The following is a 25,941-nucleotide window of genomic DNA, read 5'->3' as shown; positions in this document are numbered from 1 at the left end:
GTCATTACTCTCCTGGAATTGGCGGTAGCAGGCCGGCTGGCGTCAGAACCTTGCGCAATAGCCGCTCGAATTCACGTAACTCGGTACTGCTTAGCGCCCCGGTCAAGTCATTCAGGGCGTCGGCGGCAATCTGTGGAATCAGTTGGCTCAGGCTGCGTCCCTGCTCGGTCAGCTCCAGCCGCACCTGACGGCGATCTGTTGTGCTGCGCACACGGGTGATCAAATACTTGCCTTCCAGCCGATCCAGCATGCGTGTCATAGCTCCGCTATCCAGAGACAGGCAGCGGCATAGGCCGACCGGCGTGTTCACATCGTCGCGGGAGAGCAGCAGAAGCACCTTGAATTGGGCTGACGTAATGCCATGGGACTCGAGATGTTTATCGAGCAAGCGATCTTTCAAGGCGTTGGTCAGATGAATGAGATGGCCCACCGATTGATACAGTGGAAAGTCATCATGGTTGAAATGTGGCATGGCAGTATCTGTCTAGGCAGCAATGTTTCTCTATGTTACTGCCCAGGCAGTAATTCATTTAGATACATTTAGTAATAAATGTATTGCTCAGAACGTAACAATGATGAGAAGTGCCAAAACGAAAGAGCGCTTTGCTAGAGGCGAGGCTTTATTGGAAAGAGGAAGGATCAATGGAGAGAAAGGCTGCATACCTCATGCATGCAGCCTTTGGGGTTAAGAGTTCCAGCCGCAATAACATCCAACGGATAAGGTGTTAATCGCTTCGACCTTACGGCCTGAGGAAAGCGCTTCAAGAATGGGTTCGACAAAACTATTGCCAGCCGTACAGATCATGCCCTCGCTGTAGGGGCCGACATAGGCCAGTTTGCCGGTACTGTCCCAGATAGCGACCGCTGGGCTGGCAGGCAGGGTTTCCGCACCTGGAATGGTTGGAAGGGCCTTGAGGCGCCCTTGTAGCATGGTGGGTAGCTCGCCCGTGCTGCCAGGTTTCTGCACACTATAAAACTCCACGTTACGGTCGCCATAACGCGCTGTAAGGTTTCTCAGATGCTGCTGGTTGCCTTCGTTACAAGGGCAGTCTGGGTCCCAGAAGTGCACGAGCCGGATCGGGCCGGGTCCGGCCAATTCCTGGGGCAGTTGCAGTTGGCTGCCGTCGAACAGGGCCGTTTGCTCACCAAACGAGCGCAGGTAACGCAGTTCGAACCACCAGTAGGAGACCCCTATACCCACGATGATGAGAAATGTGAAAAGGCAGAACAGGATGGTCATTCGACGAGAAGGCATAGGCAGGTGTCGCTGGAAAAGTAAATGGATAGCTTGCCATGGGACAATGCAAGGCAGAACATCATAACGTGTCCAAGCGTTACGGTAGCGCTTCGTAAATGAGGTCTGCCCCTAGTATGTCCGAGAAGACCATGACTACGCCGTTTCATCCTGATCATTTACGCCAGTGCCTGTCTCCCCTATGCCGGGAGGCTGCTGATCCGTTGCCCGCCATGCAGGCCTACCAGGCATTTTATGGTCTTGATTTGCACTGCCGCCATCCTGGTATCGAGACACGTCTGGGGCGTGTGACTGTGGACTGCTACGAGGTTGTGATGCAAGGCTGGTGGCCTGCGCAGCCGCGTGCCACCGTGTTGATGATGCATGGTTATTACGATCACATGGGGTTATACCGGCATGCGGTCGATTGGGCTCTGTCAATGGGGTTTGCCGTGCTGGCATGCGATCTGCCGGGACATGGTTTATCCAGTGGCCCGCGGGCCAGTATCGATGACTTCGCTGAATACCAGGCGGTGCTCAGGGCATTGTTCGATCAGGCTCGACGGCTAGATCTTCCGAGGCCCTGGCACGTGCTTGGCCAAAGTACGGGTGGGGCGATCCTGCTCGATTATCTGCTCAACGGTGAGCCTGCGCCTGAACTTGGCGAGACCTTGTTGCTGGCGCCCTTGGTACGTCCGTATGGTTGGCGCACCTCGCACCTGACCTACCGGTTGGTGGGACCTTTCATCAAGGCGTTACCGCGGCGGTTCTCGGAAAATTCCGGCGATGCGGAGTTTCTAACCTTCTTACAGCAGCACGACTTGCTTCAGCCCCGTGAACTGCCCAGCCGCTGGGTAGGGGCCCTGGCGCGCTGGATTCCAATGATCGAGCGGGCTCCGAAAAGTACGCGGCGGCCTATCATCGTGCAGGGCGAACAGGATTATACCGTCGACTGGCGGTATAACCTTGGGGTCTTGGAAGATAAGTTTGATCGTCCCGAAGTACTGCGCCTGCCGGAGGCGCGGCACCATCTGGTCAACGAGACAGAAGCGCTGCGCCAGCGTTATTTCGCTTTTTTAAGCGATCGGCTGGCGTAGCAGGTTACAGCGTTTCGCTGCCTGAGCCCAGCCCAGCCTTTAAGGCAGCCAGGGCGGCTTGGTAATACAGCGTGCCCTGAGGCGAGCTAGCAAAGTCGGCAAATTGGCCTAGCTCGGCATCCGTCAGGCCGCGGTAGACATACAACAGAGTATTTTCCAGATCACCGTTGTTCATTTGCTGCATGATGCGCTCACGCTGCTGGCCGATCATACCTTGAGCTTGGCCCAGCAAGCCCGGCAGCATTTGGCTCAGACTATCGGCTGCCAGCCCGGCCAGAGCCATGCTGACCTCGGCTCCCGCTTCGCGGGCGGGAATGGCACTGGCAAGACGCCTGATTTGAGTAAGCCGTTCCGGGCTGGCCTGTACCTTAGGTAAACCACTGCTGCTGCGGGCGATTTGATCGCTGCGTGTGGCGCTGACCTCAGCCGCGACTACCTTGCGGCCCACCGGGGACTGAAAGAATTGCAGGGCCGGATCGACCTCCGGCAGGCTCAGGCGTAACTGACCAATGGCACGTTGATCGATGGCTTCGGCGGTAAAGCGGCGATTACTGTTGTCCACCAGGGTCTGGTACAGCGCTGGTGGTAGGCTGTTCTGATAACGTTGTTGTGCTGCCTGAAGGGCATCACGGAAGTGACCGCGTTGCTCCGGCCAGCCGGCAGCCTGATAGAGGGCTTGGTAATTGTCTGCCAGTGCTGGAAGACCGAATACCAGCAGTACGAAAGCAATGAAAACGCGCATGAACACTCCTGAAAGGACACGCTCGAACCTACGGCGTATCGGAAAAGAACAATATTGTGGTGAGCTATGTCACGGCTGTCGAGGCTGTACAAAGTCGCTTCGTCGGCTACATAAACCTAAGCAGTTCTCTCAGCGACTCCATTACAATGCCGCTGCGCTGGCAACACGCTCATCTATGCTGGTTTATCTCGTTGCGATTTCTCGCAGGAATTCATATGTCCATTCGCTCCGATCATCCTCTTTTACAACGTATCGTCGATGATCTGGCCGATGTTGGCTGGTCGCATCAGCGCATTTTTCTGCCGGACGATCTGACTCACGAACTGGCGCAAGAGTGCCGCCGGCGATCCGACAATGGTCTGTTGGCACCAGCGGCCATCGGGCGGGGTGAAGCGCAGGTTATCCGCGAGGGTGTACGTGGTGATCACATTGCCTGGCTGGAAGGAGATGAGACCGAGCCGGCCCTGACTCGCTATCTGGATTTGATGGATGCGCTGCGGCTGGCATTCAACCAGGGACTGTTCCTGGGGCTCGAAGATTACGAAAGCCATTTTGCCCTGTATCCGCCGGGTGCGTTCTATGCAACACATGTTGACCGTTTTCGCGATGATGACCGGCGTGTGATTTCGCTCGTGCTCTATCTTAATGATGTATGGCTGCCCGAGCATGGCGGAGCCCTGCGCCTGCACCTGCCGAATGGAGAGAAGCGCGATGTGTTGCCTACTGGAGGGAGTCTTGTCTGTTTCATGTCCGGTGAAATGCCCCATGAGGTCTTGCCAGCAACACGCGAGCGGATGTCACTGACCGGTTGGTTTCGTCGACGTGGTGAAAACGTTTTGGAGAATGTGCTGTAAATGCAAAAGATCCTGGTCAGCCGCTGTCTGCTAGGGCATCGCGTCCGGTATGACGGCGGAGCCCATGGCCCGTTCGACCTGCTCGGCACTTGGCAGGCCGAAGGCCGTGTCATCGCGCTTTGTCCTGAAGTCGCAGGAGGATTGCCTACACCTAGGGCACCTGCAGAAATCCCAGGCGGGCAGGGCGTTACCGTACTGCAAGGTCTGCAACCAGTCATTACCAACACAGGTGAAGACGTGACGGCCGCTTTTATAGCCGGTGCAGCGGAGGCCGTCGCGCTAGTGGAGCGTCATAACATTCGTATGGCCGTTCTCAAGGCGCGCAGCCCTTCCTGTGGTAACCAAGAAAACTACGACGGCACCTTTTCTGGGCGCAAGGTGCCGGGCGAAGGCGTAACGGCTGCGGCTCTGCGGCAGGCAGGAGTTGCCGTGTTCAATGAGGAAGAACTAGCCAAGGCGGTTGAGTTTCTCCAGCAGCTGGAAGCTCTCTAAGACGGTTTTTCGGTGGCCTTTTACTTGACGCGTTACCGATGTGTCTTGGCAGAAAGCCCAAAAACAAGCAGCGAGACACGACGCATCAACTGCTTCAAACCATCCGCCGGTTCTTCCGAGGCATCCGCCAGCCACATCCGGATCTCAGCTGCTATAAATAAAAGATCGTCTGCGTGACGAAGGCATCATCTTCAGCGGGCTGAATTTCTCCCCGCTGGCGAGCGGTTTCGATAAGCGCCGTAATACAATTGATCGTACGAGCCCGCGTTTCAAGCAAGGCAGGTATTTCCCTCTCTACTACTGAAAACGTTCGAGGAGGGCGGGGCAGTATTTATTCTTGTTAACATGACCCAAACGTTGAGCAATGCGCTGGGCCTAAAAGCTGTGGCAATTCCATCGCTCTGGATCGAACAAAGATGACTTGATTGGGTGTCTGTTTTGGAAAAACCAGTACCTGATCGCGCCAAGCATCATGGGCAGTAGTTACAGCTCACGGTAGATAACGTGTTTATAAAGCCTAATCCAGCTGACGCTATGCTGGATTACCTCGAAACCCTAGACGGCTTTCATATCCGGTAAGAGATCGGTTTTTAGAATCAAAATACTCACGCAATAAAAAAGCCAGGGTATATACCCTGGCTTTTGACTATCGAAGCAATGCGCGCTTAGAACAGTACGCGGCAGCGAATAGTGCCCTTGACGTTCTGAAGCTTTTCCTGAGCCATATCGGAGTACTCAGCGTCGACATCAATCACGACGTAGCCCACTTTCTCATTGGTCTGCAAGTACTGGCCAGAAATGTTGATACCATTCTCAGAGAACACACGGTTAATCTCAGAAAGCACACCCGGTATGTTCTGGTGAATATGCAGCAGGCGATGCTTGCCTGGGTGAGATGGCAGGGCTACTTCCGGGAAGTTGACCGAGGAAACGGATGTGCCGTTATCACTGTACTTGACCAGTTTCTCGGCGACTTCCAGGCCAATGTTGGCCTGTGCTTCCATAGTGGAACCACCGATGTGTGGAGTCAGGATCACGTTGTCCAGGCCACGCAGCGGGCTAACGAATTCATCATTATTGGAGCGCGGCTCGACGGGGAATACGTCGATCGCAGCGCCAAGCAGGTGTTCGTCCTTGATCGCGGCGGCCAGGGCTTCCAAATCAACGACCGTACCGCGTGCAGCGTTGAGTAGGATGCTACCCTTTTTCATGGCACGGATTTCGCGCTCGCCCATCATCAACTTGGTAGACGGCGTTTCTGGCACATGCAGGGTCACGATGTCGGCCATGCCGAGCAGCTCGGTCAGGGAGCTGACTTGCTGGGCGTTACCCAACGGCAATTTGGTGACGACGTCATAGAAGTACACCTGCATGCCCAGGCCCTCGGCTAGGACGGATAGCTGTGTACCAATGGAGCCATAACCGATAATACCCAGTTTCTTGCCACGTATCTCATAGGAGTTGTTGGCGCTCTTGATCCAGCCGCCCCGGTGGCAGGATGCGTTCTTGGCGGGGATGCCGCGTAGCAGCAGGATCGCTTCAGCCAGAACCAGCTCGGCGACCGAACGGGTATTAGAGTAGGGGGCATTGAAAACAACGATGCCACGCTCTCGCGCCGCGTTCAGATCGACCTGGTTGGTACCAATGCAGAAGCAGCCAACCGCGATTAGCTTCTTGGCGCAATCAAATACTTCTTCGGTCAGCTGGGTACGGGAGCGGATACCCACGAAATGCGCGTCGGCGATCTTTTCCTTGAGCTCGGCCTCGGGCAGGGCTTTGGCGATGTACTCGATGTTGGTGTAACCGGCAGCTTTAAGTGTATCTACTGCGCTTTGATGTACGCCTTCGAGAAGAAGAAATCTGATCTTGCTCTTGTCGAGTGAGGTCTTGCTCATTTGCGTTAAACCCGTAGTCCCGAGGAAGTGTGAATCGGTCGCCTGCTGGCAGCACCGTAAGATAGGCATATGCTAGCATGATCTTCCTTTTTCTTGCCCGGATGCGACCTGAGGAATTCTCAGGGCGACCATGAATTTCACGAGAGTTTCCATCATGATTGACGCCGCCTTGATCGAATCCCTGAAGGCCCTGGTCGAACCTGGAAAGGTCCTTACCGATGCGGACTCGCTGGAGACCTACGGTAAAGATTGGACCAAGCATTTCGCACCAGCCCCCTCAGCCATCGTCTTTCCCAAGACAGCTGAGGAGGTGCAGGCCATCGTACGATGGGCCAACGCGCATCGCGTGGCACTGGTGCCATCCGGCGGCCGTACTGGGCTATCGGCTGCGGCGGTTGCGGCCCATGGTGAGGTGGTCGTGGCGTTCGACCATATGAACCAGATTCTTGATTTCGACGTGTATGACCGTACCGTCGTTTGCCAACCAGGCGTTGTCACCGAGCAACTACAGGCTTTTGCCGAAGAAAAAGGCTTCTACTATCCAGTAGATTTCGCCTCGGCCGGCTCTAGCCAGATTGGCGGTAACATCGGTACCAATGCTGGCGGTATCAAGGTCATTCGCTACGGCATGACGCGTAATTGGGTGGCTGGGCTTAAGGTCGTTACTGGCACAGGCGAGTTGCTAGAACTGAACAAAGGGCTGATGAAGAATGCGACCGGATATGATCTGCGCCATCTGTTCATCGGTGCTGAAGGCACCTTGGGTTTCGTGGTGGAAGCCACTATGCGCTTGGAGCGTCAACCTACTAACCTGACGGCGTTGGTTTTAGGAACACCGGATTTCGATTCGATCATGCCGGTACTGCATGCCTTCCAGGACAAGCTCGACCTGACTGCCTTTGAGTTTTTCTCGGACAAAGCCATGGCCAAGGTTCTGGCTCGGGGAGACGTTCCGGCACCGTTTGATACCCCTTGCCCGTTCTACGCCTTGCTGGAGTTCGAAGCGACCACCGAGGAGCGTGCCGATCAGGCTCTGGCTACATTCGAGCATTGCGTCAATGAAGGGTGGGTCGTAGATGGCGTTATGAGCCAGAGCGAGCAGCAGCTACAGAACTTGTGGCGCCTGCGTGAGGACATCTCCGAAACGATCGCGCACTGGACACCGTACAAGAACGACATTTCTGTCACGGTTTCCAAAGTGCCCGCTTTCCTGCGTGACATTGACGCCATTGTTGGCAAGCACTATCCGGACTTCGAAATCATCTGGTTTGGCCATATCGGCGATGGCAATCTGCACCTTAATATCCTCAAGCCGGATCACCTGTCCAAGGATGAGTTTTTTGACAAGTGCAAGATCGTCAACAAATGGGTGTTCGAGACGGTAGAGAAGTACAACGGCTCGATTTCGGCCGAGCATGGCGTAGGTATGACCAAGCGGGATTACCTCACCTATTCACGTTCAGAAGCCGAGATCGCCTACATGAAAGCTATCAAGTCGGCGTTCGACCCGAACGGCATCATGAATCCAGGCAAAGTATTTGCCTGACGTCCATGCCGGCCATTCCGGTAATGTTCAGGTTTAGGCCGGTATGCTTGGTCGCCCGTTTCGGCAGCGCGGCCAGGCCTCTGGCTTCAAGGATCAACATGGGCTTTCCCTCAGGAGTCGGTTTACCATGAGCTATCAGCACCAGTATGTCGATGGTACAAAAATTCACTTTCCGTTAGGTAAGGTTGTCTGTATCGGCCGTAACTATGCCGAACATGCTCAGGAGCTGAACAATCCCGTGCCGACCGAGCCGCTGCTGTTCATTAAGCCAAGCAGCGCCGTCGTGCCGATAGAGGGAGGCTTCAGTATTCCGGATGATCGTGGGTCAGTGCATTATGAAGCGGAAATTGCCGTATTGATCGGCAAGCCTCTGTCTCGCAAGCCGAGCGAGGAGGAAGTGCGCGATGCCATTTCCGGCTTTGCACCGGCGCTGGATCTTACCTTGCGTGATGTCCAGGCTCGGCTTAAGGAAAAGGGTTACCCCTGGGAAATCGCCAAGAGTTTCGACGGTGCCTGCGTATTGGCGCCTTTCATACCAGGCGATGCTTATAGCGATCTGGCAGATATTGACGTACGGCTGACTATTAATGGCGAGATCCGTCAGGACGGTAACAGCTGCGATATGCTCAACCCTATCGTGCCGCTTATTCAGCACCTGTGCGGTCATTTCTCGTTGCAGCCCGGTGATGTAGTCCTGACAGGCACGCCAAAAGGGGTCGGGCCATTGAACAAGGGCGACACTCTGGTATTGGAGCTACCAGGCAAAAGCCAGTTCGAAAGTCGCGTTCTGTAACTTATCTACAACCCCAATAACTCAGCGGCGGTCACGTCCCATCTGTCCGGCAGTCGAAACCGTCATCATGTTAAATGCGTTACGTCCACGCTCATGGAAGGTCTGGATCATCGGTACACTACTGATGATCCTGGCCATTTTAACCAAAGTTTTTCATTGGGATGAGCGAGCACTGCTCTGGTGGCAAGAGCACAACACTTCTTCCGATCAGCGAGCCGAGACTATCTGGCTACCAGGCTACACGGCCATTATTCAGGCCAAGCCGCTGGCGGACCTGGAGCATGCCGAGACCTCTGATATCGCTTATAACCCGGCTACTGGCAGTCTGTTTATCGTTACGGGGAAAAAGCCGCTGTTGGTCGAAGTTAGTCTCACAGGTGACATTCTTCGACGGATCCCTATTACGGGATTATCCAACCCGGAGGGCGTAGTTGTCCTGGGAGGCGGGCATATGGGGATCGTTGATGAACGAAAGCGAACACTGGCTTTGTTCGACCTTGATATCTATACCGAGTCCTTAGGTCCCCAGGATTTCAAGTTCTTCGATCTTGGTTTTGCCGATGCGGGCAATAAGGGATTCGAAGGCGTAGCCTGGGACCAGCGGCAACAGCGTCTGTTGTTCAGCAAAGAGCGTGATCCTGCTGCATTGTTCAGCCTGTCTAGTGACGGGACGAATATTCTCGGTACTTTGCAGGGCATGGATGAGCACAGTCATTTGATGAACGACTATTCAGCCTTGAGTATAGATCCGAGAACCGGACACACTCTCGTCTTGTCCGATGAATCACATCTGTTACTGGAGTTGGACGAGGAGGGGCGTCCGGTCAGCTTTATCAGCCTGATTGGTGGGTTGAATGGCCTTTCCACTAGTATTCCCCAGGCCGAAGGGGTAGCCATTGATGAAGCCGGAACGGTCTATATTGTCAGTGAGCCTAATCTGTTCTACGTGTTCAAGAAATCTAGCTGACACATTTGCTGCGTAATCTTCTGATCATTCAGGTTTGATTCATCTTGGCCCGCTAGGCTGTGATGATTCCGATATCAGGACGACCTATGACAACTCAGCGGTTAGTGGTCTGGCGTACAACCCTGCGCCATCCTTCCCCTCGCTTCATGGCTGCAGCGGCACTGTGTGTCGTACTCGGCTCACTCTTTATCGTTCAGGAGCAGCGCCTTTTCGACCGACTCTGGTATAGCGTTCAAGAGCGGTGGTATGCCAAGGAGTGGAAAGAACGTTCGCTTTGGCTGCCAGCCTACCAGGTCGATATCGAGGCTAAGCCTATACCGGGCAATCGAGACTTTTCGGCTGCAACGTTCGACCCGTCACGGCAGACGTTGGTAACACTGACTAACAAGGACTCCGAGTTCGTCGAGCTTTCATTGGAAGGCGATGTACTGCGCCGTATTCCCATGCGTGGTTTTAGCGATCCCGAGGCCATCGAATACATCAGCCCAGGCGTCTATATAGTTGTCGAGGAGCGTAGTCAGCGGTTGGTCCAGATTCATGTCGACGAGCACACCCGCGTTATCGATGTAAACGATCCCGTCAATCAGACCCAATTTTCCTTGAATGTATCTAAGCCTGATAACAAGGGATTCGAAGGGCTAGCCTACGACTACCAGCACAAGCGGCTTTTCGTGGCAAAAGAAATGGATCCGGTACAGATCTATGAGATTGACGGATTTGCCGGGACACATCCTGAGCAGCCCATGGAAATCCGCCTGTATACAGACACACAACGCGACAGCGGCCTGCTGGTCAAGGATCTGTCCAGCCTTGCGTTCGATTCTGATAGTGGGCATCTGCTAGCGCTGTCGGACGAATCAAAGAAAGTAATTGAACTGGACAAGGAAAGCCTTCCTGTTGGCTCCATGTCGCTTGAAGCCGGTGAGCACGGTCTGAATCTGGATGTGCCTCAGGCAGAAGGTATGACCCTGGATGATCAAGGCCGCCTTTATGTCATCAGTGAGCCGAATCTGTTTTATCGCTTTAGCAAGCGTTAAACGATTTCTTATGCGCTATGCACTACTGATCATTAATTACGGGCACGTTCCCTGTGCACGCGTTGAAAGCACTAAGCGTATGTTTAGCGTTTCAGTGCTTTTACCCCTTCAGCCGTGCCGAGCAGCAGGACATCAGCAGGGCGCGCGGCAAATAAACCTACAGTGACCACACCCACAATATTATTGATGGCGGATTCCAAGCCGACCGGATCAACAATATGTAGGTTATGGACGTCAAGAACCACATTGCCGTTGTCGGTTTTAACGCCCTCGCGATACACAGGATCCCCGCCCAGCTTGACGAGTTCTCGTGCAACATAGCTGCGGGCCATAGGGATGACCTCTACCGGTAAGGGGAACTCACCCAGAATGTCTACGCGCTTACTACCGTCGGCGATACAGACGAACGTGCGCGCAACGGCTGCAACAATTTTCTCGCGTGTAAGTGCTGCACCACCACCCTTGATCAGCTGCAAGTGCTCTGTAGCTTCATCGGCACCGTCAACATAGAACTCCAGATTGTTAACTCCATTAAGATCATAGACCGGAATGCCATGTTTTTTCAGGCGCTCGGCGGTAGCTTCGGAGCTAGCCACCGCACCGTCAAACTCCATCTTGTGCTGACCGAGCAAGTCGATGAAGAAGTTGGCGGTAGAGCCTGTACCAACCCCAACGATACTGTCACGGGACAAATGCGGAAGGATGTAGTCGATAGCGGCCTGGGCCACCGCTTGCTTGAGTTGATCCTGGTTCATAGGCGATTCCGACAGAAAATGAAGGTAAGAGGAGTATACCTGGGCTTGCTAGGCATGCCGTTGACAAGAGATTGGTTTCATTGTGGGTGGCTTCGTGTGTGGCTGGCGCAGTAGACTGGTCGGCCCCGCCCAAGCCTTGTCGAGAAACATCGATGCTCGAACAGTACGTCAAGAAAATGCTGACCTCGCCCGTCTACGATGTCGCCGTCGAAACCCCTTTGCAACCCGCCCGTACTTTATCTGAACGGTTGGGTAACCAGATTCTGCTCAAGCGTGAAGATCTGCAACCGGTCTTTTCCTTCAAGATTAGAGGGGCCTATAACAAGGTGGCTCAGCTGACCGACGAAGAAAAGGCCCGCGGGGTAATTGCTGCCTCGGCTGGTAACCATGCCCAAGGGTTAGCACTGGCTGCGCAAAAGCTGGGTATCAAGGCGGTTATCGTCATGCCTAAGACTACGCCAGAGATCAAGGTCAAGGCGGTGCGTGCTCGTGGGGCCAAGGCGGTATTGCATGGCGATGCCTTTCCGGAGGCCCTGACTCATGCGCTCAAGTTGGTCGAAGAAAAGGGCTATACCTTTATTCATCCCTATGACGATCCGGACACCATTGCCGGGCAGGGCACGGTCGCAATGGAAATTTTGCGCCAGCAGCCCGGATCGCTGAACGCGATTTTTGTGCCGGTAGGCGGAGGTGGGCTGATCGCGGGGATCGCCGCCTACGTTAAGTACCTGCGTCCGGAAATTAAGATTATTGGCGTGGAGCCTGACGATTCCAATTGCTTGCAGGCGGCTATGCAGGCTAATGAACGAGTGGTGCTTAGCCAGGTCGGCATTTTTGCAGATGGCGTTGCGGTAGGGCAGATTGGCCATCACACGTTCGAAATCTGTCGGCGTTATGTTGATGACGTGGTAACTGTCAGTTCCGACGAGATTTGTGCAGCCATCAAGGATATTTACGACGATACGCGCTCCATTACCGAACCGGCAGGCGCGCTAGGCGTGGCAGGGATTAAGAAATATGTCGCAACCCACGGGATAAAAGGTCAGACCCTGGTTGCCATCGATTCCGGGGCAAACGTCAATTTTGACCGTCTGCGTCATGTAGCGGAACGGGCAGAACTGGGTGAGCAGCGCGAGGCGATTATTGCGGTGACTATCCCTGAGCGGCCGGGCAGCTTCAAAGCGTTCTGCGAGGCCTTGGGCAAACGGCAAATTACCGAGTTCAATTACCGTTATAACACTGAGAAAGAAGCTCATATCTTTGTTGGCGTGCAGACCCATCCAGAAACCGACCCGCGGGAAAAGCTGGTGGAAAGTTTACGTGACCAGGGGTTCCCGGTAGTTGATCTCACCGAAAACGAGCTGGCCAAACTTCATATACGTCATACCGTAGGTGGCCATGCGCCTCATGTAGACACGGAGCAGGTCTTTCGCTTCGAGTTTCCCGAGCGACCGGGTGCCTTGTTCAATTTCCTTAATCGTCTCGGCGGGCGCTGGAACATCACGATGTTCCACTACCGTAACCACGGTGCTGCTGACGGTCGTGTCCTGGCGGCTCTGGAAGTGCCAGAAGATGAGCGTCATCTTGTGCCCGAGGCCTTGACCGAGATTGGTTACCGCTATTGGGACGAGACCAGTAATCCAGCCTACCGATTGTTCCTGGGCTAACAGTCCGTACCTTACAGCGTCTTCAATCAGAAAGACGCTGTAATGGCCAATATGGTTGCGCTTTTCCAGGCGTGTAGTGAGCCCCTGGCAGCATCGATGCGCTGGCCCGGGCTTTAATCTCTTAAAGACCACTATTCATGCTTATCTAACCCAACCCGTAAATGGCATGGCTATTACAACCGTTAGGCCATGTTACAGATCAGGTGGGTACTCCACTCGTGCGACTGGCTTGGCCTGAAGCCTCTCTTACAGCAATGGGCCTTTTCTCATCCATCAATAACAAATGCCAAGCCAATGAGGTGATTGGCTAGAGCCTTGTGATAACGAGAAAGCCGGCAGGATTCTTTTAAAAAGTATTGCGAGATTTAATCAGTTACTCTGCAACTAATACATTGGGATTCGCTGACGTTTAAGCTGCGGTTCAGCTAGTGCCCGGGATACTTTCACGCGCATTCTCAGGAACACGGTCTGTCATAGTCTGAGCATAACGGGCAGCCCTTTACCCGGTGCGGCAAAATACTGGCCAGGCGCCGCGTTGCTGCGCTTGCGGGCTTTATGGAACAATGCAAGCCTATTGATTTTTCCAGGGGTGTCAGCCGTGATTGACTCTGATGGTTTTCGCCCAAACGTCGGCATCATTCTTGCAAACGATGCTGGACAAGTACTCTGGGCTCGGCGCATCAATCAGGACGCCTGGCAGTTTCCACAGGGTGGTATCGATGATCGTGAAACGCCAGAAGAAGCGCTGTATCGTGAATTGAATGAAGAAGTAGGGCTAGGGCCGGAGGATGTTCGAATTCTGGCCTGTACCCGAGGTTGGCTGCGCTATCGACTGCCACAGCGCATGGTCAGGACCCATAGTCGGCCTCTGTGCATTGGTCAAAAGCAGAAATGGTTTCTGCTGCGGTTGATGTCGGAAGACCAGCGGGTACGTATGGATGTAACCGGCAAGCCGGAATTTGATGGCTGGCGCTGGGTAAGTTATTGGTATCCATTGGGGCAGGTAGTCACCTTCAAGCGAGAGGTCTACCGCCGGGCCCTTAAGGAATTGGCGCCGCGTCTGCTCGCCTGAAAGGAGTGTAGACACGTCCGGCAATACGTATAGAAGACGGAAGAGGCACCGTTGGCATTGCCTCACCGGCTGCCGGGCTGTTCTGGCGGGCCGTGGTATGGAGGGTATGCGTTGGTCATGCGGGATGAACGATTTGTGACGTTGTGGGCTATGGTGCTGTCATATGGGCATCGTTGCCACCCTTCCTTCATTACGGCGCTTCCCGTCGTGGCGGAAGAATTATCCGCCCGCACTTCGGCATCCGCCGCACGGTTGCCATTCGATGTCACCCAGGCCCAGGGCTTCTAGCATGCTGAATACGCTGCGTAAGGTCGTTCAAGAGGTAAATGCCGCCAAGGATCTCAAGTCGGCATTGTCTATTATTGTCCAGCGTGTTCGGGCAGCCATGGGCACCCAGGTCTGCTCGGTCTATCTACTTGATCCGGAAACCAATCGGTTCGTTCTGATGGCTTCCGAGGGGCTTAACAAGCGCTCCATTGGCCGTGTCAGCATGGCGCCCAATGAAGGGCTGGTAGGCCTCGTTGGCACACGCGAAGAGCCTCTGAACCTGGAAGATGCTTCCAGTCACCCCCGTTTTCGCTATTTCGCTGAGACCGGAGAGGAGCGGTTCGCTTCTTTCCTCGGAGCACCGATTATTCACCATCGCCGCGTCATGGGCGTTCTGGTTGTCCAGCAGAAGGAGCGGCGTCAGTTTGACGAGGGTGAAGAGGCTTTCCTTGTCACCATGAGCGCGCAGCTGGCCGGAGTTATTGCCCATGCCGAGGCCACCGGTACCATCCGCGGGCTTGGCCGTCTTGGCAAAGGCATCCAAGAGGCCCGTTTCGTCGGTATTCCTGGAGCGCCCGGTGTTGGGGTCGGTACAGCTGTAGTGGTCTTGCCTCCGGCTGATCTGGAGGTCGTGCCTGATAAGCAAGTAAGCGATATCGAAGCTGAAATCGCCTTGTTTCAGCATGCTCTCGAGTCTGTCCGGCAGGATATGCGTCAGTTGTCCGAGCGGCTATCGACCCAGTTGCGCAAGGAAGAACGCGCACTGTTCGATGTATACCTGATGATGCTTGATGATGCGGCCTTAGGTAAGGAGGTCATCCAGATCATTAAAGGCGGGCAATGGGCACAGGGTGCTTTACGCCAGGTTGTAGGCGATCATGTTCAGCGCTTCGAGCTTATGGACGACGCTTACCTAAGCGAACGGGCTGCCGATGTGAAGGACCTGGGACGTCGCCTTCTGGCTTACCTTCAGCAGGCTCGCCAGCAGTGTCTGGTTTATCCGGATCAGACCATTCTGGTAAGTGAAGAATTATCACCGGCCATGCTGGGTGAAGTGCCGGAGGGCAAGCTGGCCGGTATGATTTCGGTCTTGGGCTCAGGTAACTCCCATGTTGCCATTTTAGCTCGCGCCATGGGTATCCCCACGGTAATGGGCGCTGTTGATCTTCCATACTCCAAGGTCGACGGTATCTCTCTTATTGTCGACGGTTATCATGGTGAGGTCTTTACCAATCCCTCGCCCCAGTTGCTCAAGCAGTACGGTGAGGTTGTAGAAGAGGAACGGCAGCTAACCCAGGGTCTGGAGGCACTGCGGAGCCTCCCATGCGAAACCCTTGATGGCCATCGCATGCCTCTATGGGTAAATACCGGTTTGATGGCTGATGTGGCGCGTGCTCAGCAGCGAGGCGCTGAAGGGGTCGGTCTGTACCGGACTGAAGTTCCTTTCATGATCAACGACCGTTTCCCGAGCGAGAAGGAGCAGCTTTCCATCTACCGGGAACAGTTGGCAGCTTTCCATCCGCTGCCTGTAACTATGCGCATGCTCGATATCGGGGGAGACAAGGCCTTGTCTTACTTCCCAATTAAAGAAGATAACCCCTTCCTGGGATGGCGAGGCATTCGCGTCACGCTGGATCATCCTGAAATTTTTCTAGTGCAGGCACGGGCTATGCTCAAAGCCAGCGAGGGGTTGAATAACCTGCGCATCATGCTGCCTATGATTTCAGGTGTACATGAGGTCGACGAGGCCCAGCACCTGTTGCATCGTGCTTGGTGTGAAGTGCGTGACGAAGGCGTAGATGTTCCCATGCCGCCGGTGGGGGTAATGGTGGAGGTGCCTTCGGCAGTCTATCAGGCACGTGATCTGGCGCGCGAAGTGGATTTCATTTCTGTAGGATCAAACGATCTGACCCAGTACCTGCTGGCTGTAGATCGCAACAACCCACGCGTAGCTGACCTGTACGACTATTTTCATCCAGCTGTTCTGCAGGCCTTGAAAAAGGTCGTAGAAGACGGTCATGCGGAAAACATTCCGGTCAGCATTTGCGGCGAAATGGCAGGTGATCCGGCCGCCGCGGTCCTGCTCATGGCTATGGGTTATGACTCACTGTCCATGAATGCGACTAACCTGCCCAAAGTGAAGTGGCTGTTACGGCAGATGAGCCTGAGCAAAGCACGTGAGATGCTTGAGCAGTTGCTTAAAATAGACAACCCTCAGGTAGTACACAGTGCCCTGCACCTGGCCTTGCGTAATTTGGGGCTGGGGCGCGTCATTAATCCTGTAACTACCGTACAGTCCTGACGGATTGCTGCATCGTCTCGCCGAGCTTAAAGAGTTTGGCGAGCTTCTCCCAGGAATACACCTTGTTCGCCGAAACGACGCTCTACAAGTTGTATCAATCCTTCCTGATTTAAACGTAAAACGGTACTTGCCCGGGTGCCGTAATGCCTACTGCTGATGAAAACGCTCGAAAGAAGATGCTCGAGTTCGGCGCTAACACCGGTATGCGGTAGCGTGGCAGGGTCTGGTCGCCATGTATCACCTAATAAGGCAAAAAGATTGTCATCTGTGGCCTCGTTAAGTGCTTTATTCAACGCTTCCTTGGCTCTGAGAAGTTTAGGCCAAGGCGTATCCAGATCTGCGTTCGAGACACCATAAAGCCCTGCTTCGAGGCGGCGTGGATGATTGCTTCTGGAATTGAGGTGCCATAGTGTGTGCCGGTCGCCAAGCAGCAGATTGAATCCTGTATAGGCGTGGCTGTGCTGGGCTACTTCCGTCATATAGGCTTCTGCGGACAACGTGCCTAGCAGGTAGCGGGTTGTTAGCTCGCCTCGTGAGCGTTCGGAGGGAGTCTGATGAGGGTCACGTATGTTGGTCAACGCGGCAAAACGTCCACCGGGCGCGGCGGCTAGCCAGGTTCCGCCAGCAGTGAGGTCGCGACCGCCGATAATGGGTGAGGTATCTTCCCAGCGGGCGAGTGGTGCGGCTGGGCGAGCATAAAACTCATCCCGATTCGCAGCAAGGATTAGCGGCTCGGCCTTCCCAGGGCGCCAGGCAAATACGATCAGGCACATCGAAAAACGTTCTCCTAAGATAGATCTGGTATGAAGTCATAAGCCTGCGCTCGTTTGACCGGAGCGATTGGGCTACCATGGCCGCTTTGCTTCGCAGGAGTCGGTGTGGAATTCGTACTCTATCTGGTGTTGGGCGCATGCGCAGGCGTGCTGGCCGGGTTGTTTGGCGTCGGTGGCGGCTTGATCATCGTGCCGGTGCTGGTTTATAGCTTCACATTACAGGGCATGGCGGCTGATGTACTTACCCATTTAGCCGTAGGCACCTCGCTGGCGACCATTGTATTCACATCCATTAATTCGATTCTGGCTCATCACCGCAAGAAAGCAGTGTTGTGGCCAATCGTCATATGGATGACTGTTGGTATCGTGTTCGGCAGCGCTATTGGGGGCATAACGGCGTCTTATATTCAGGGTCCTGTTCTGCAGAAAATTATTGGTACGTTCGCAATTCTCGTAGCGCTGCAAATGGTGCTCGATATTCGACCCACGGCGAGCAAAGGCATTCCGGGGCGCTCAGGGTTGACCGTCGCAGGTGTCATTGTTGGCTGGGCTTCGGCCATTTTTGGTATCGGCGGCGGATCGCTGACCGTGCCTTTCCTGACTTGGCGGAGCGCCAGCATGCAACAGGCTGTGGCGACTTCTGCGGCATGTGGTTTACCCATTGCCATTTTTGGTGCTCTTTCGTTTATCTTCGTCGGTTGGCACGAAGATAGCCTGCCAGAGTGGAGCCTTGGCTTTGTTTATTTACCTGCCTTGGCCGGCATCGCCTTGACTAGCATGATCTTCGCCCGATTCGGGGCCGTTTTAGCGCATAAATTATCGCCGCGCCTGCTAAAACGTTTATTTGCGTTGTTGTTATTCAGTGTAGGGCTGAGCTTTCTACTCTGAGCTGCCCTTTCTTTTCAAGGAGTTGTAATGCTGCCTTATCCACAAATCGACCCGGTAGCGGTCGCAATTGGTCCTCTGAAGATCCATTGGTACGGGCTGATGTACTTGATCGGTATTGGTGGTGCCTGGTTATTGGCATCGCGTCGGCTCAAGACCTTCGATCCAAACTGGAGCAAGGAGACGTTATCGGACCTCGTATTCTGGGTAGCCTGCGGGGTTATTGTAGGCGGGCGGTTAGGGTACGTTTTGTTCTATAACCTAGAAGAGTACATTGCCAACCCTACATTGATTTTCGAAGTATGGAAGGGCGGCATGTCCTTTCATGGCGGCCTGCTGGGTGTCATTCTGGCGGTCTGGTGGTTCGGCCGACGTCATAACAAAGGCTTCTTTCAACTGATGGATTTTATCGCGCCGCTGGTCCCGATCGGTTTGGGCGCAGGGCGGATCGGCAACTTCATCAATGCAGAGTTATGGGGCAAGCCGACCGATGTACCGTGGGCCATGATTTTTCCTCTTTACAGCGATCCTTCCCAGCTGCCACGACATCCCTCTCAGCTGTACCAGTTCGCTCTGGAGGGGGTAGCCCTGTTCGTCATTCTCTGGCTGTATTCCCGCAAGCCAAGGCCAACTATGGCTGTGTCCGGCCTATTCGTGTTGTGCTACGGTCTCTTCCGCTTCGCTGTAGAGTTCGTACGTGTCCCTGATGCACAATTGGGCTATCTGGCGTGGGGATGGCTGACGATGGGACAGCTACTTTGCGTTCCGATGATTGTGCTTGGCATAGGGCTGATGATCTGGGCCTATCGGCAGCAGGCTGGACATAAACCCCTGACGGAATGACCTTATCTTCCGTTGAAAGGACGCGACAACCCAAGAGGCGGTGCTTATAGTTGAAAGATAATCGCCTCTCCTTGAAAGGATGGATGTATGAGCCTGTTTCGCACCTGGGTCACGACGATGACCTTTCTTATCGCTCTGGTCGGTTTGGCTCCGGCGCAGGCTGCTTCGAGCAGTGTTGACGAAGTCAGCTATAACAGTGGCAATCCGAGCTATACAACCGATGCCAATGCGCCTAAGGGTTATGCCATGATTGGCGATCTCTTGATCGCACGTCCCTTATTGATCGCTGCAACGGCTATTGGCGCAGGTGCGTTCGTGGTCAGCTTGCCGTTCACCCTGTTGGGTGGGAACGTTGGCGAGGCAGGACAGGCTCTGGTTGTCGAGCCAGGCAAGGCGGCTTTTGTTCGCTGCCTGGGATGTACACGCAGCGGATATGGGAAGACCGAGTAAGGTTTGCACCTTCAAAGCCGGTCAAATGACCGGCTTTTTCTAGCCTTTCAATAAAGTTCTGCTTCTCTTCAAGCGTGAGCTGTTGGCGGCGAAGCGTTTAGAGCGATATCAAAGAGGCAGACCAAGAGGCCTATAAGGCTATGGCAAGCTCGTTTAGACGATCAGGCCTGGCCGCTGATTTTAAGGTACTTCTCGTGTAACTGGTCCTTACTTTCCACATGCTCGGGATCCAGGGGGATGCAGTCAACTGGACATACTTGCTGGCATTGCGGCTCGTTGTAATGACCAACACATTCCGTGCATAGGTTAGGGTCGATCACATAAATCTCTTCGCCTTGGGAAATAGCTCCGTTTGGGCATTCGGGCTCGCATACATCACAGTTGATGCAGTCTTCGGTAATCTTGAGGGACATGAAATGCTCCCGCCGCGCAAAGGTAAGCGGCGATACAAAACAGAGAAACACAAATTGTGCCCTATCGGCGCCTACAGTGCACGCCTGCGCCGATGATCCGAGCTGCTTTTCCTCTTGTTAGCGCTTAAGGCGTCAAATTGAAGCGCTCATGCAACGCTTCCTTAACCAGTGGATGAACGAACTTGGTTACATCACCACCGAGTGCTGCGATTTCTCGTACCAGTGTCGAGGAAATATAGGAGTAGTTCTCTGACGGAGTTAGAAACATACTTTCCGCATCAGGCGCCAAAATGCGATTCATGTTGGCTAGCTGGAACTCAAACTCAAAATCAGAAACTGCTCGCAATCCTCGTAACAGGATAGTTGCCTTCTGTTCTTTGACCAGATTGGCCAGCAAGCACGAGAAGCCAATCACCTCTACGTTAGGCAGATGAGCCGTCACTTGGCGGGCCAGATCGACGCGTTTTTCCAACGAAAAAATTGGATTTTTCTTTGGGCTGGCCGCTACTGCCACGATAACGTGCTCGAACAAACGGGCAGCTCGCTCGATGAGATCACCGTGACCCTTAGTAATAGGGTCGAAGGTTCCCGGGTAAAGCACTCGATTCATCGCGCGGCGTCCTTACGGTCCGTGGGGGCTTGGATGGTAGCTCAGCCTGACAGGACGGCCAAGCATCAAGACGTTATCCCAGATAACAATTGTGTATGAGCTGGAAAAAAAGTAAACGAAATATCCGGTAAAAATCGCAAACAGTTATAGATCAGCCGAAAAATGGAACGAAAAAAGACTGCAAATATTGTTCGCTGATCGGCTAACTGTCGGAGCATGTATCGTTAAGAGGCTCGGCTTGGCGGTCTGCCAACCAGCTGGGTATTCGACGCTCCAGGTAATAATCCGGATTTCTCCAAGAGCCACCAATAAACCCTACATGCCCTCCATGTTCATGTCGCTCGAATGTTGTGCAGTCAGATAGTTCCGCTGGCTCGGGCAGGCTATCGATGCCAATGAAGGGATCGTCTTCTGCTTGAATCATTAAGGTAGGGATGCGCATGCCTCCCAGATAGTAGCGACTGGAGGCGCGCCTGTAGTAATCCTGAGCGTCAAGGAATCCATGAAGGGGGGCTGTAATACGACCGTCGAAATCCCAGAACGTGCGCATGTTTTCCAGCGTGCCGAGTGCATCCAGCGAGGCCAGGTGCTCATGCTGCTGTCGTTGTTCAAGTGCCTGGCGTTTGCGTCTGACGTAGGCCACTAGCTCGCGCATGAAATGTGCTTGGTATATACGAGAAAAGCCTATGCCAATTCTGTCCGCACAAAGATCCAGGCGAAACGGTACCGATACCGAAACGGCCGCCTTGAGCGGGCAGCGGGTGCCTGTCTCGCCAACGTATTTGAGCAACACATTACCGCCTAACGAATAGCCAACGGCATACAGAGGAGCCTTTGGGCGCTTGGCTTGCAAGTGGTCAATAACAGCAGCAAGGTCTTCAGTCACGCCAGAGTGATAGCCGCGCGGCAATAAATTAGGCTCGCCTGAGCAGCCTCGCCAGTTCAGACCTACACAGGCCCAGCCCTGCCGGGCTAGGGCTAACTGTAAACCTAAGATGTAATGAGACGATGAGCTTCCAGTTAGCCCATGGATGGCCAGTACCACAGGTGCCGAAGGATCATCGGGGCCGTACCAATCCAAGTCGAGAAAATCACCATCCGCCAACCAGAGGCGCTCGCGGGGGCGGGTCATCAGTGGAATGCGCCGCCACAAAGAGCCCCATAGTGTTTGCAGGTGAGCGCTTGGCAGCCACCAGGCCGGTGTAAAATTTGGCTCGGATAAGTGGCTGCGCTGGGGCATACGGTATTTAGGCCATTCGATGCCATAGGGCATAGTGAACGCTGCCAGCCTTCTTTTCCCGGTGCAGATGCCAGTTGGTTGGTAAGGTAAGCGCTGAGGGCCGGGCTTCACTTTCGGTATAGACCCAGGCGTCTTCGGCTAGCCAGCCCTGGGTTTCCAAGGCATGACAAGCTGGCTCGAGCAAGCCTTTCTGGAAAGGTGGGTCAAGAAAGACAATATCGAAAGCCAAAGCTTCTTTCTGGTTCAGATAGACCAGTGCGTCCTGCTGAACAAGCTGAGCCGAAGAGCAGCTCAACTCATCAAGGTGTCCTCGCAGGGTTGTTACAGCGATAGGATTTAGATCCAGCCCCACGGTACTACCTGCACCACGTGATAAAGCCTCTAGCAGTAACGCCCCGCTGCCAATGAAGGGGTCAAGAACTCGGGCGCCAGGCAAGTAAGGCGCGAGCCAGTTGAAAAGTGTCTCGCGTACGCGGTCCGGTGTGGGTCGTAGGCCGGGCGCGTCCGGAAAGGTAAAGCGGCGACTGCGCCATTCTCCGCCGATGATACGGAGTTGACCGCCTTTACTCTGCTGGGCCATATCAATGCTCCGGAACGCTGGGCAGTGGTGTGGCGCCACGTTCCACAGCAGGAGGAAGCGGTTGTTGCGCTACGGTTGGACCGGCTGTCACGATGACGAAACGGTCTGCCGACAGGTGTTTGTTCAGCGCGGTGCGTACCTGTTCAGGGGTAACGTCCTGGATCTGCTTCATAAAATCATCTAAGAAGGTAAGAGGAAGATCATAAAATCCGATCATACCCAACTGCGCGACAATCGCGCTGTTGCTGGCTGTGGACAGCGGAAAGCTTCCTGTCATTTCCCGCTTGGCATCGTCCAGCTCTTTTTGGGTTGGTCCTTCAGCAAGATAACGGCGTACGATATCTTGCACCAGAGCCAGTGTGTTCTGGCTCATTTCAGCACGCGTCTGCAGCGTAATGGTAAAGGGCCCTGGTACCTGCATTGGGGTAAATCCTGAGTAGACGCCATAGGTCAGTCCACGCTTTTCACGTATCTCTGTCATTAAGCGTGTACCAAACCCGCCGCCGCCCAGAATTTGATTACCCAGATACAACGCGGCGTAATCAGGGTCACGACGAGCAATACCTTGCTCGGCCAGAAGCAGATGCGTCTGTTCAGAGGGAAACTCAATATGGGTGATGCCGCCTGTAGGCGGTGACGGTTGTGCAACCTGGGGTAGCGCTGGCCCTTTGGGCAGGGCATGGGATACCTGGGCGGCAATCGCCTCAGCCTGGGCGCGGGTAAGGTCACCCGTTAATGCGATAACAGCATTGCCAGCTGTATAGGCTCGCTGATGAAACGTCCGCAGTTGAGCAGGTGTGATTGTTTTCAGCGAATCAGCGGTGCCTATGCTTGGGTGGGCATAAGGATGATTGCCGTAAAGCCGTTTCATCAGCATGTCGCCTGCCAACGCACCGGGGTCCTGCTGCTTATAGTCGATGCTGGTCAACAGTTGATTTCTGATTCGCTCAAAGGCAGCGGAAGGAAAGGTAGGCTGCCCAACCACACGTGCAAACAGGTCGAGCGCCGGGCCGCTCTTGGTCGGGTCGGACAAGGTTCGCAAACTGGCTACAGCCATGTCTCGATAGGCGCCGTTGGTGAAGTCTGCGCCGAGGTTTTCGAATCCAGTGGCAATGGCGGTGGTATCCATTCCAGCAATGCCTTCGTTGAGCATGCCATTGGTCAGCATGGCAATGCCGGGTTGTTTGCCGTCCTGGCTGCTGCCAGCTGCAAAAGTCAGGCGCAGGTCAAACATGGGCAGTTCTGTAGCGGCTACGAATAGCACGCGGGCACCTTCCGCGGTCCGCCAACTCTGGATGTTGAGTGGGCGGGTAACCGGCGACTGCTTGCTCAAGGCAGCCAGTGACTGTACCTGAGGATAAGCGGCCGCGCTGTCTGCAAGAGGCGAGGTGCCCTGACAGCCTGTTAATAGAGCCAGGCTCAGCAGGATGCCAGTCGTAGATATAAGGCGAGAAATCATTGGCGAGCCTCCTGCTGCACGGACGAGGTTTCCGGAATGACGTGGGCAATGGTCAGGCGCGTGCGGATAAAATAGGTACGGGCTGCCCGCTGGATGTCGGCTGGCGTGATGGACTGTAATTCCGACAGTTCATTGTCCATCAGATGCCAGGACAGGCCGATACTTTCCAGCTGACCTATGCTACTGGCCTGTGCAGTAATAGAGTCGCGCTCATAAACAAGACCTGCAATGAGTTGAGCCCGGACACGCTCAAGTTCTGCAGGGGTTGGTGGTGTGCTTTTGAGCACATCAAGCTGTTTCCACAAGCCCTTTTCTACATCGTCAAGCGTCTTGCCCTTCTGCATATTTGGCGTGGCGCTAAGCATGAACAAGCTATCGCCTCGCGTGTACGCTTCGTAGGAAGCAGAGGCGCCGCTTACTAGCTCCTCGTCACGCTCTAGCTGTGTGGCAAGGCGGGCACTGTAACCGCCGTCGAGAAGGGCGGAGATCAATCGCAGGGCTTGCACGTCGCGTGGATTTTCAGCGCTGGCCATGCCAGGCACGTTAAAGCCCATCAAGAGTGCCGGGATCTGTGTCCTGACCGGGAGCACAAGCCGTCGCTCGCCAGGAGTGTTCAGTTCGAGCGGACGTTTGGCCGCAGGGACGGCTCGCGCAGGAGTCTTGCCGAAATAGCGCTCGGCCAGTTGTTTCACTTCTTCGCCTGCAACGTCGCCTACGACGACTAGCGTCGCGTTGTTAGGTGCGTACCAGGTTTGATACCAGTGGCGGAGCTCATCAATGGTCATCCGTTTCAGGTCGGCTGGCCAGCCTATGGTCGGTGTACGATAGCCACTCGCAGGATAAGCTGCAGCATTGAAGCGCTCATAGGCCAATGCCATGGGCTGGTCATCAGTCCGCAGGCGGCGTTCTTCCTTGATGACTTCCATCTCGCGGCTGAATTCATCGGCGGGCAGGCGAAGCGTAGCCATGCGATCCGCTTCGAGTTCGAGCGCTACCGGCAGGCGATCCTTGGCCAATACCTGGTAATAAGCCGTATAGTCATCTGAGGTAAAGGCATTTTCTTTGGCGCCCAGATCACGCAGGATTAATGAGGCTTCGCCAGGGCCTGTCTTACTGCTGCCTTTGAACATCATATGTTCAAGAGCATGGGAGAGGCCGGTCGAGCCGGGGGTTTCATAGCTGGAGCCTATTTTGTACCACAGTTGCGAAACGACCACCGGCGCCCGATGATCTTCCCGCACTATGACGGTAAGCCCATTATCGAGCTGGTATTCATGGGTAAGTTGGCTTTCGGCGGCCCAGGCTGGGAGCGGTGCGCAGAGCAGGCTGATCAACAGCCCGAGAGTACGGCGAGAAATAGCTGTCATGACGCGATGAACTCGTTCCGGGGCTTGCCGGTCTTTAGCGCCAGCAAGCGATGAGGTGCTAGGATACGCATCCCTTTTCATGCCGGCCACGCCTAGCGGCAGATCAATATGGATTTTGCTACCCGTGGCCCGCCTTTGAGATAGACCTTTGCATGTTTGGTTCCGACGACAAAAAGTCCCCGCCAGCCGGGGAAAAGAAAGGGTTCTTCAGCTGGTTCCGTAAGAAGCCCCAAGAGACAACCGATACCGCTCAGGAAGCGGCTTCCGAGCCCGTTGTTCATCCTGAACCGGTGCCTGAGCCGGCGGATTCGATCCCTTCGACTCAATTACCACCTGCTGACGCCGCAGCGCTGGCGTCTGACGAACAGGGGCGAGATGAACCTGCTCGTCAAGCGGAGAGCCAGGCGTTAGAGGAGCCCGCACCTGCGCCTGTGGCTTCTTTGCCAGAGCCGGTGGTAGAAACGCCCATCAAGCCGGTAGACACGCCTGCTTTAGTGCCCAACACTGAGCCAGAGCCAGAGCCAGAGCCAGAGCCAGAGCCAGAGCCAGAGCCAGAGCCAGAGCCAGAGCCAGAGCCAGAGCCAGAGCCAGAGCCAGAGCC

Annotated in this window: 26 protein-coding genes and 1 pseudogene; 15 read left to right on the top strand and 12 right to left on the bottom strand. The window is 54.7% G+C overall.

Going from position 1 to position 25,941, the window contains the following annotated elements:
- Nucleotides 1-4: 4 nt before the first annotated feature.
- Together IQ22_RS16730 and IQ22_RS16725 are read right to left on the bottom strand one after the other, a co-directional pair.
- Complete coding sequence (locus tag IQ22_RS16730) at nt 5-472, bottom strand: MarR family winged helix-turn-helix transcriptional regulator (protein ID WP_145144072.1); 468 nt, start codon at nt 470-472, stop codon at nt 5-7.
- 213 nt (nt 473-685) lie between these two features.
- Nucleotides 686-1,255: a DUF6436 domain-containing protein gene (locus tag IQ22_RS16725; RefSeq protein WP_145144070.1), complete on the bottom strand. Its 570-nt coding sequence runs from the start codon at nt 1,253-1,255 to the stop codon at nt 686-688.
- A 131-nt stretch (nt 1,256-1,386) separates the two neighbouring features.
- On the opposite strand from IQ22_RS16725, the gene bipL reads away from it, so the two are divergent.
- A complete protein-coding gene (gene bipL / locus IQ22_RS16720; protein ID WP_145144067.1) occupies nt 1,387-2,331 on the top strand; it encodes a phospholipase BipL in 945 nt (314 codons plus the stop codon).
- Nucleotides 2,332-2,335: 4 nt separating this feature from the next.
- Here bipL and IQ22_RS16715 read toward each other — a convergent pair whose 3' ends face one another.
- Complete coding sequence (locus IQ22_RS16715; RefSeq protein ID WP_145144064.1) at nt 2,336-3,073, bottom strand: DUF2059 domain-containing protein; 738 nt, start codon at nt 3,071-3,073, stop codon at nt 2,336-2,338.
- Nucleotides 3,074-3,288: 215 nt separating this feature from the next.
- Between IQ22_RS16715 and IQ22_RS16710 the strand changes: the two genes are divergently transcribed.
- Nucleotides 3,289-3,927 carry a 2OG-Fe(II) oxygenase gene (locus IQ22_RS16710; RefSeq protein WP_145144062.1) on the top strand — a complete coding sequence of 213 codons (639 nt, stop codon included), beginning with the start codon at nt 3,289-3,291 and terminating at the stop codon, nt 3,925-3,927.
- Nucleotides 3,928-4,419 carry a 2-thiouracil desulfurase family protein gene (locus tag IQ22_RS16705; protein ID WP_145144060.1) on the top strand — a complete coding sequence of 164 codons (492 nt, stop codon included), beginning with the start codon at nt 3,928-3,930 and terminating at the stop codon, nt 4,417-4,419.
- Between the two features lie 665 nt (nt 4,420-5,084).
- On the opposite strand, the gene serA is transcribed toward IQ22_RS16705, so the two are convergent.
- Nucleotides 5,085-6,314, bottom strand: coding sequence for a phosphoglycerate dehydrogenase (serA, locus tag IQ22_RS16700; RefSeq protein WP_145144058.1), 1,230 nt, complete (start codon nt 6,312-6,314; stop codon nt 5,085-5,087).
- Nucleotides 6,315-6,468: 154 nt separating this feature from the next.
- On the opposite strand from serA, the gene IQ22_RS16695 reads away from it, so the two are divergent.
- The 4 genes from IQ22_RS16695 to IQ22_RS16680 all read left to right on the top strand — a co-directional run bounded on the left by IQ22_RS16695 (nt 6,469) and on the right by IQ22_RS16680 (nt 10,657).
- The gene (locus IQ22_RS16695; RefSeq protein ID WP_145144367.1) at nt 6,469-7,860 is read left to right on the top strand and encodes an FAD-binding oxidoreductase; all 1,392 of its coding nucleotides are present in this window, start codon (nt 6,469-6,471) and stop codon (nt 7,858-7,860) included.
- Between the two features lie 127 nt (nt 7,861-7,987).
- Complete coding sequence (locus IQ22_RS16690) at nt 7,988-8,653, top strand: fumarylacetoacetate hydrolase family protein (RefSeq protein WP_145144056.1); 666 nt, start codon at nt 7,988-7,990, stop codon at nt 8,651-8,653.
- A 67-nt stretch (nt 8,654-8,720) separates the two neighbouring features.
- Complete coding sequence (locus tag IQ22_RS16685) at nt 8,721-9,620, top strand: SdiA-regulated domain-containing protein (RefSeq protein ID WP_145144054.1); 900 nt, start codon at nt 8,721-8,723, stop codon at nt 9,618-9,620.
- 86 nt (nt 9,621-9,706) lie between these two features.
- Nucleotides 9,707-10,657 carry an SdiA-regulated domain-containing protein gene (locus tag IQ22_RS16680; protein WP_244309235.1) on the top strand — a complete coding sequence of 317 codons (951 nt, stop codon included), beginning with the start codon at nt 9,707-9,709 and terminating at the stop codon, nt 10,655-10,657.
- Between the two features lie 83 nt (nt 10,658-10,740).
- On the opposite strand, the gene rpiA is transcribed toward IQ22_RS16680, so the two are convergent.
- Nucleotides 10,741-11,412: a ribose-5-phosphate isomerase RpiA gene (gene rpiA, locus IQ22_RS16675; RefSeq protein WP_145144052.1), complete on the bottom strand. Its 672-nt coding sequence runs from the start codon at nt 11,410-11,412 to the stop codon at nt 10,741-10,743.
- A 98-nt stretch (nt 11,413-11,510) separates the two neighbouring features.
- Between rpiA and ilvA the strand changes: the two genes are divergently transcribed.
- The 4 genes from ilvA to ptsP all read left to right on the top strand — a co-directional run bounded on the left by ilvA (nt 11,511) and on the right by ptsP (nt 16,720).
- Nucleotides 11,511-13,079, top strand: coding sequence for a threonine ammonia-lyase, biosynthetic (gene ilvA / locus IQ22_RS16670; RefSeq protein ID WP_280177096.1), 1,569 nt, complete (start codon nt 11,511-11,513; stop codon nt 13,077-13,079).
- A gap of 598 nt (nt 13,080-13,677) precedes the next feature.
- On the top strand, nt 13,678-14,151 hold the full coding sequence (locus IQ22_RS16665; protein WP_167654176.1) for an RNA pyrophosphohydrolase: 474 nt from the start codon (nt 13,678-13,680) through the stop codon (nt 14,149-14,151).
- A gap of 51 nt (nt 14,152-14,202) precedes the next feature.
- Nucleotides 14,203-14,439, top strand: coding sequence for a hypothetical protein (locus IQ22_RS16660; protein WP_145144046.1), 237 nt, complete (start codon nt 14,203-14,205; stop codon nt 14,437-14,439).
- Nucleotide 14,440: 1 nt separating this feature from the next.
- The gene (gene ptsP / locus IQ22_RS16655) at nt 14,441-16,720 is read left to right on the top strand and encodes a phosphoenolpyruvate--protein phosphotransferase (RefSeq protein WP_145144044.1); all 2,280 of its coding nucleotides are present in this window, start codon (nt 14,441-14,443) and stop codon (nt 16,718-16,720) included.
- A 26-nt stretch (nt 16,721-16,746) separates the two neighbouring features.
- On the opposite strand, the gene IQ22_RS16650 is transcribed toward ptsP, so the two are convergent.
- Complete coding sequence (locus tag IQ22_RS16650) at nt 16,747-17,493, bottom strand: NRDE family protein (RefSeq protein ID WP_145144041.1); 747 nt, start codon at nt 17,491-17,493, stop codon at nt 16,747-16,749.
- Between the two features lie 105 nt (nt 17,494-17,598).
- Between IQ22_RS16650 and IQ22_RS16645 the strand changes: the two genes are divergently transcribed.
- From IQ22_RS16645 to IQ22_RS16635, 3 genes are all read left to right on the top strand, one after another.
- Complete coding sequence (locus tag IQ22_RS16645; RefSeq protein ID WP_145144039.1) at nt 17,599-18,381, top strand: sulfite exporter TauE/SafE family protein; 783 nt, start codon at nt 17,599-17,601, stop codon at nt 18,379-18,381.
- Nucleotides 18,382-18,408: 27 nt separating this feature from the next.
- Nucleotides 18,409-19,221, top strand: a complete 813-nt coding sequence (lgt, locus tag IQ22_RS16640) for a prolipoprotein diacylglyceryl transferase (RefSeq protein WP_145144037.1) — start codon at nt 18,409-18,411, stop codon at nt 19,219-19,221.
- Nucleotides 19,222-19,308: 87 nt separating this feature from the next.
- Nucleotides 19,309-19,671, top strand: a complete 363-nt coding sequence (locus IQ22_RS16635) for a multidrug transporter (protein ID WP_145144035.1) — start codon at nt 19,309-19,311, stop codon at nt 19,669-19,671.
- Nucleotides 19,672-19,832: 161 nt separating this feature from the next.
- On the opposite strand, the gene IQ22_RS16630 is transcribed toward IQ22_RS16635, so the two are convergent.
- The 6 genes from IQ22_RS16630 to IQ22_RS16605 all read right to left on the bottom strand — a co-directional run bounded on the left by IQ22_RS16630 (nt 19,833) and on the right by IQ22_RS16605 (nt 25,340).
- On the bottom strand, nt 19,833-20,084 hold the full coding sequence (locus IQ22_RS16630; protein ID WP_145144033.1) for a YfhL family 4Fe-4S dicluster ferredoxin: 252 nt from the start codon (nt 20,082-20,084) through the stop codon (nt 19,833-19,835).
- Nucleotides 20,085-20,208: 124 nt separating this feature from the next.
- On the bottom strand, nt 20,209-20,694 hold the full coding sequence (coaD, locus tag IQ22_RS16625; protein WP_145144031.1) for a pantetheine-phosphate adenylyltransferase: 486 nt from the start codon (nt 20,692-20,694) through the stop codon (nt 20,209-20,211).
- Nucleotides 20,695-20,896: 202 nt separating this feature from the next.
- Nucleotides 20,897-21,934, bottom strand: coding sequence for a hydrolase (locus IQ22_RS16620; protein ID WP_145144363.1), 1,038 nt, complete (start codon nt 21,932-21,934; stop codon nt 20,897-20,899).
- Nucleotides 21,935-21,941: 7 nt separating this feature from the next.
- The gene (gene rsmD / locus IQ22_RS16615) at nt 21,942-22,514 is read right to left on the bottom strand and encodes a 16S rRNA (guanine(966)-N(2))-methyltransferase RsmD (RefSeq protein WP_145144029.1); all 573 of its coding nucleotides are present in this window, start codon (nt 22,512-22,514) and stop codon (nt 21,942-21,944) included.
- Between the two features lies 1 nt (nt 22,515).
- Nucleotides 22,516-23,973, bottom strand: a complete 1,458-nt coding sequence (locus tag IQ22_RS16610; protein WP_145144027.1) for a M16 family metallopeptidase — start codon at nt 23,971-23,973, stop codon at nt 22,516-22,518.
- On the bottom strand, nt 23,970-25,340 hold the full coding sequence (locus IQ22_RS16605) for a M16 family metallopeptidase (protein WP_145144024.1): 1,371 nt from the start codon (nt 25,338-25,340) through the stop codon (nt 23,970-23,972). The genes IQ22_RS16610 and IQ22_RS16605 overlap by 4 nt, the downstream gene beginning before the upstream one ends.
- 152 nt (nt 25,341-25,492) lie before the next feature.
- Here IQ22_RS16605 and IQ22_RS16600 point away from each other — a divergent pair.
- Nucleotides 25,493-25,941, top strand: a pseudogene (locus IQ22_RS16600) (signal recognition particle-docking protein FtsY); the annotation flags it as partial.

Origin of the sequence: Pseudomonas duriflava (assembly GCF_007830155.1) — a bacterium.
GTDB lineage: Bacteria > Pseudomonadota > Gammaproteobacteria > Pseudomonadales > Pseudomonadaceae > Chryseomonas > Chryseomonas duriflava.
The sequence above is the reverse complement of the archived record's forward strand: the minus strand, read 5'-3'. Positions and strand labels throughout refer to the sequence as shown.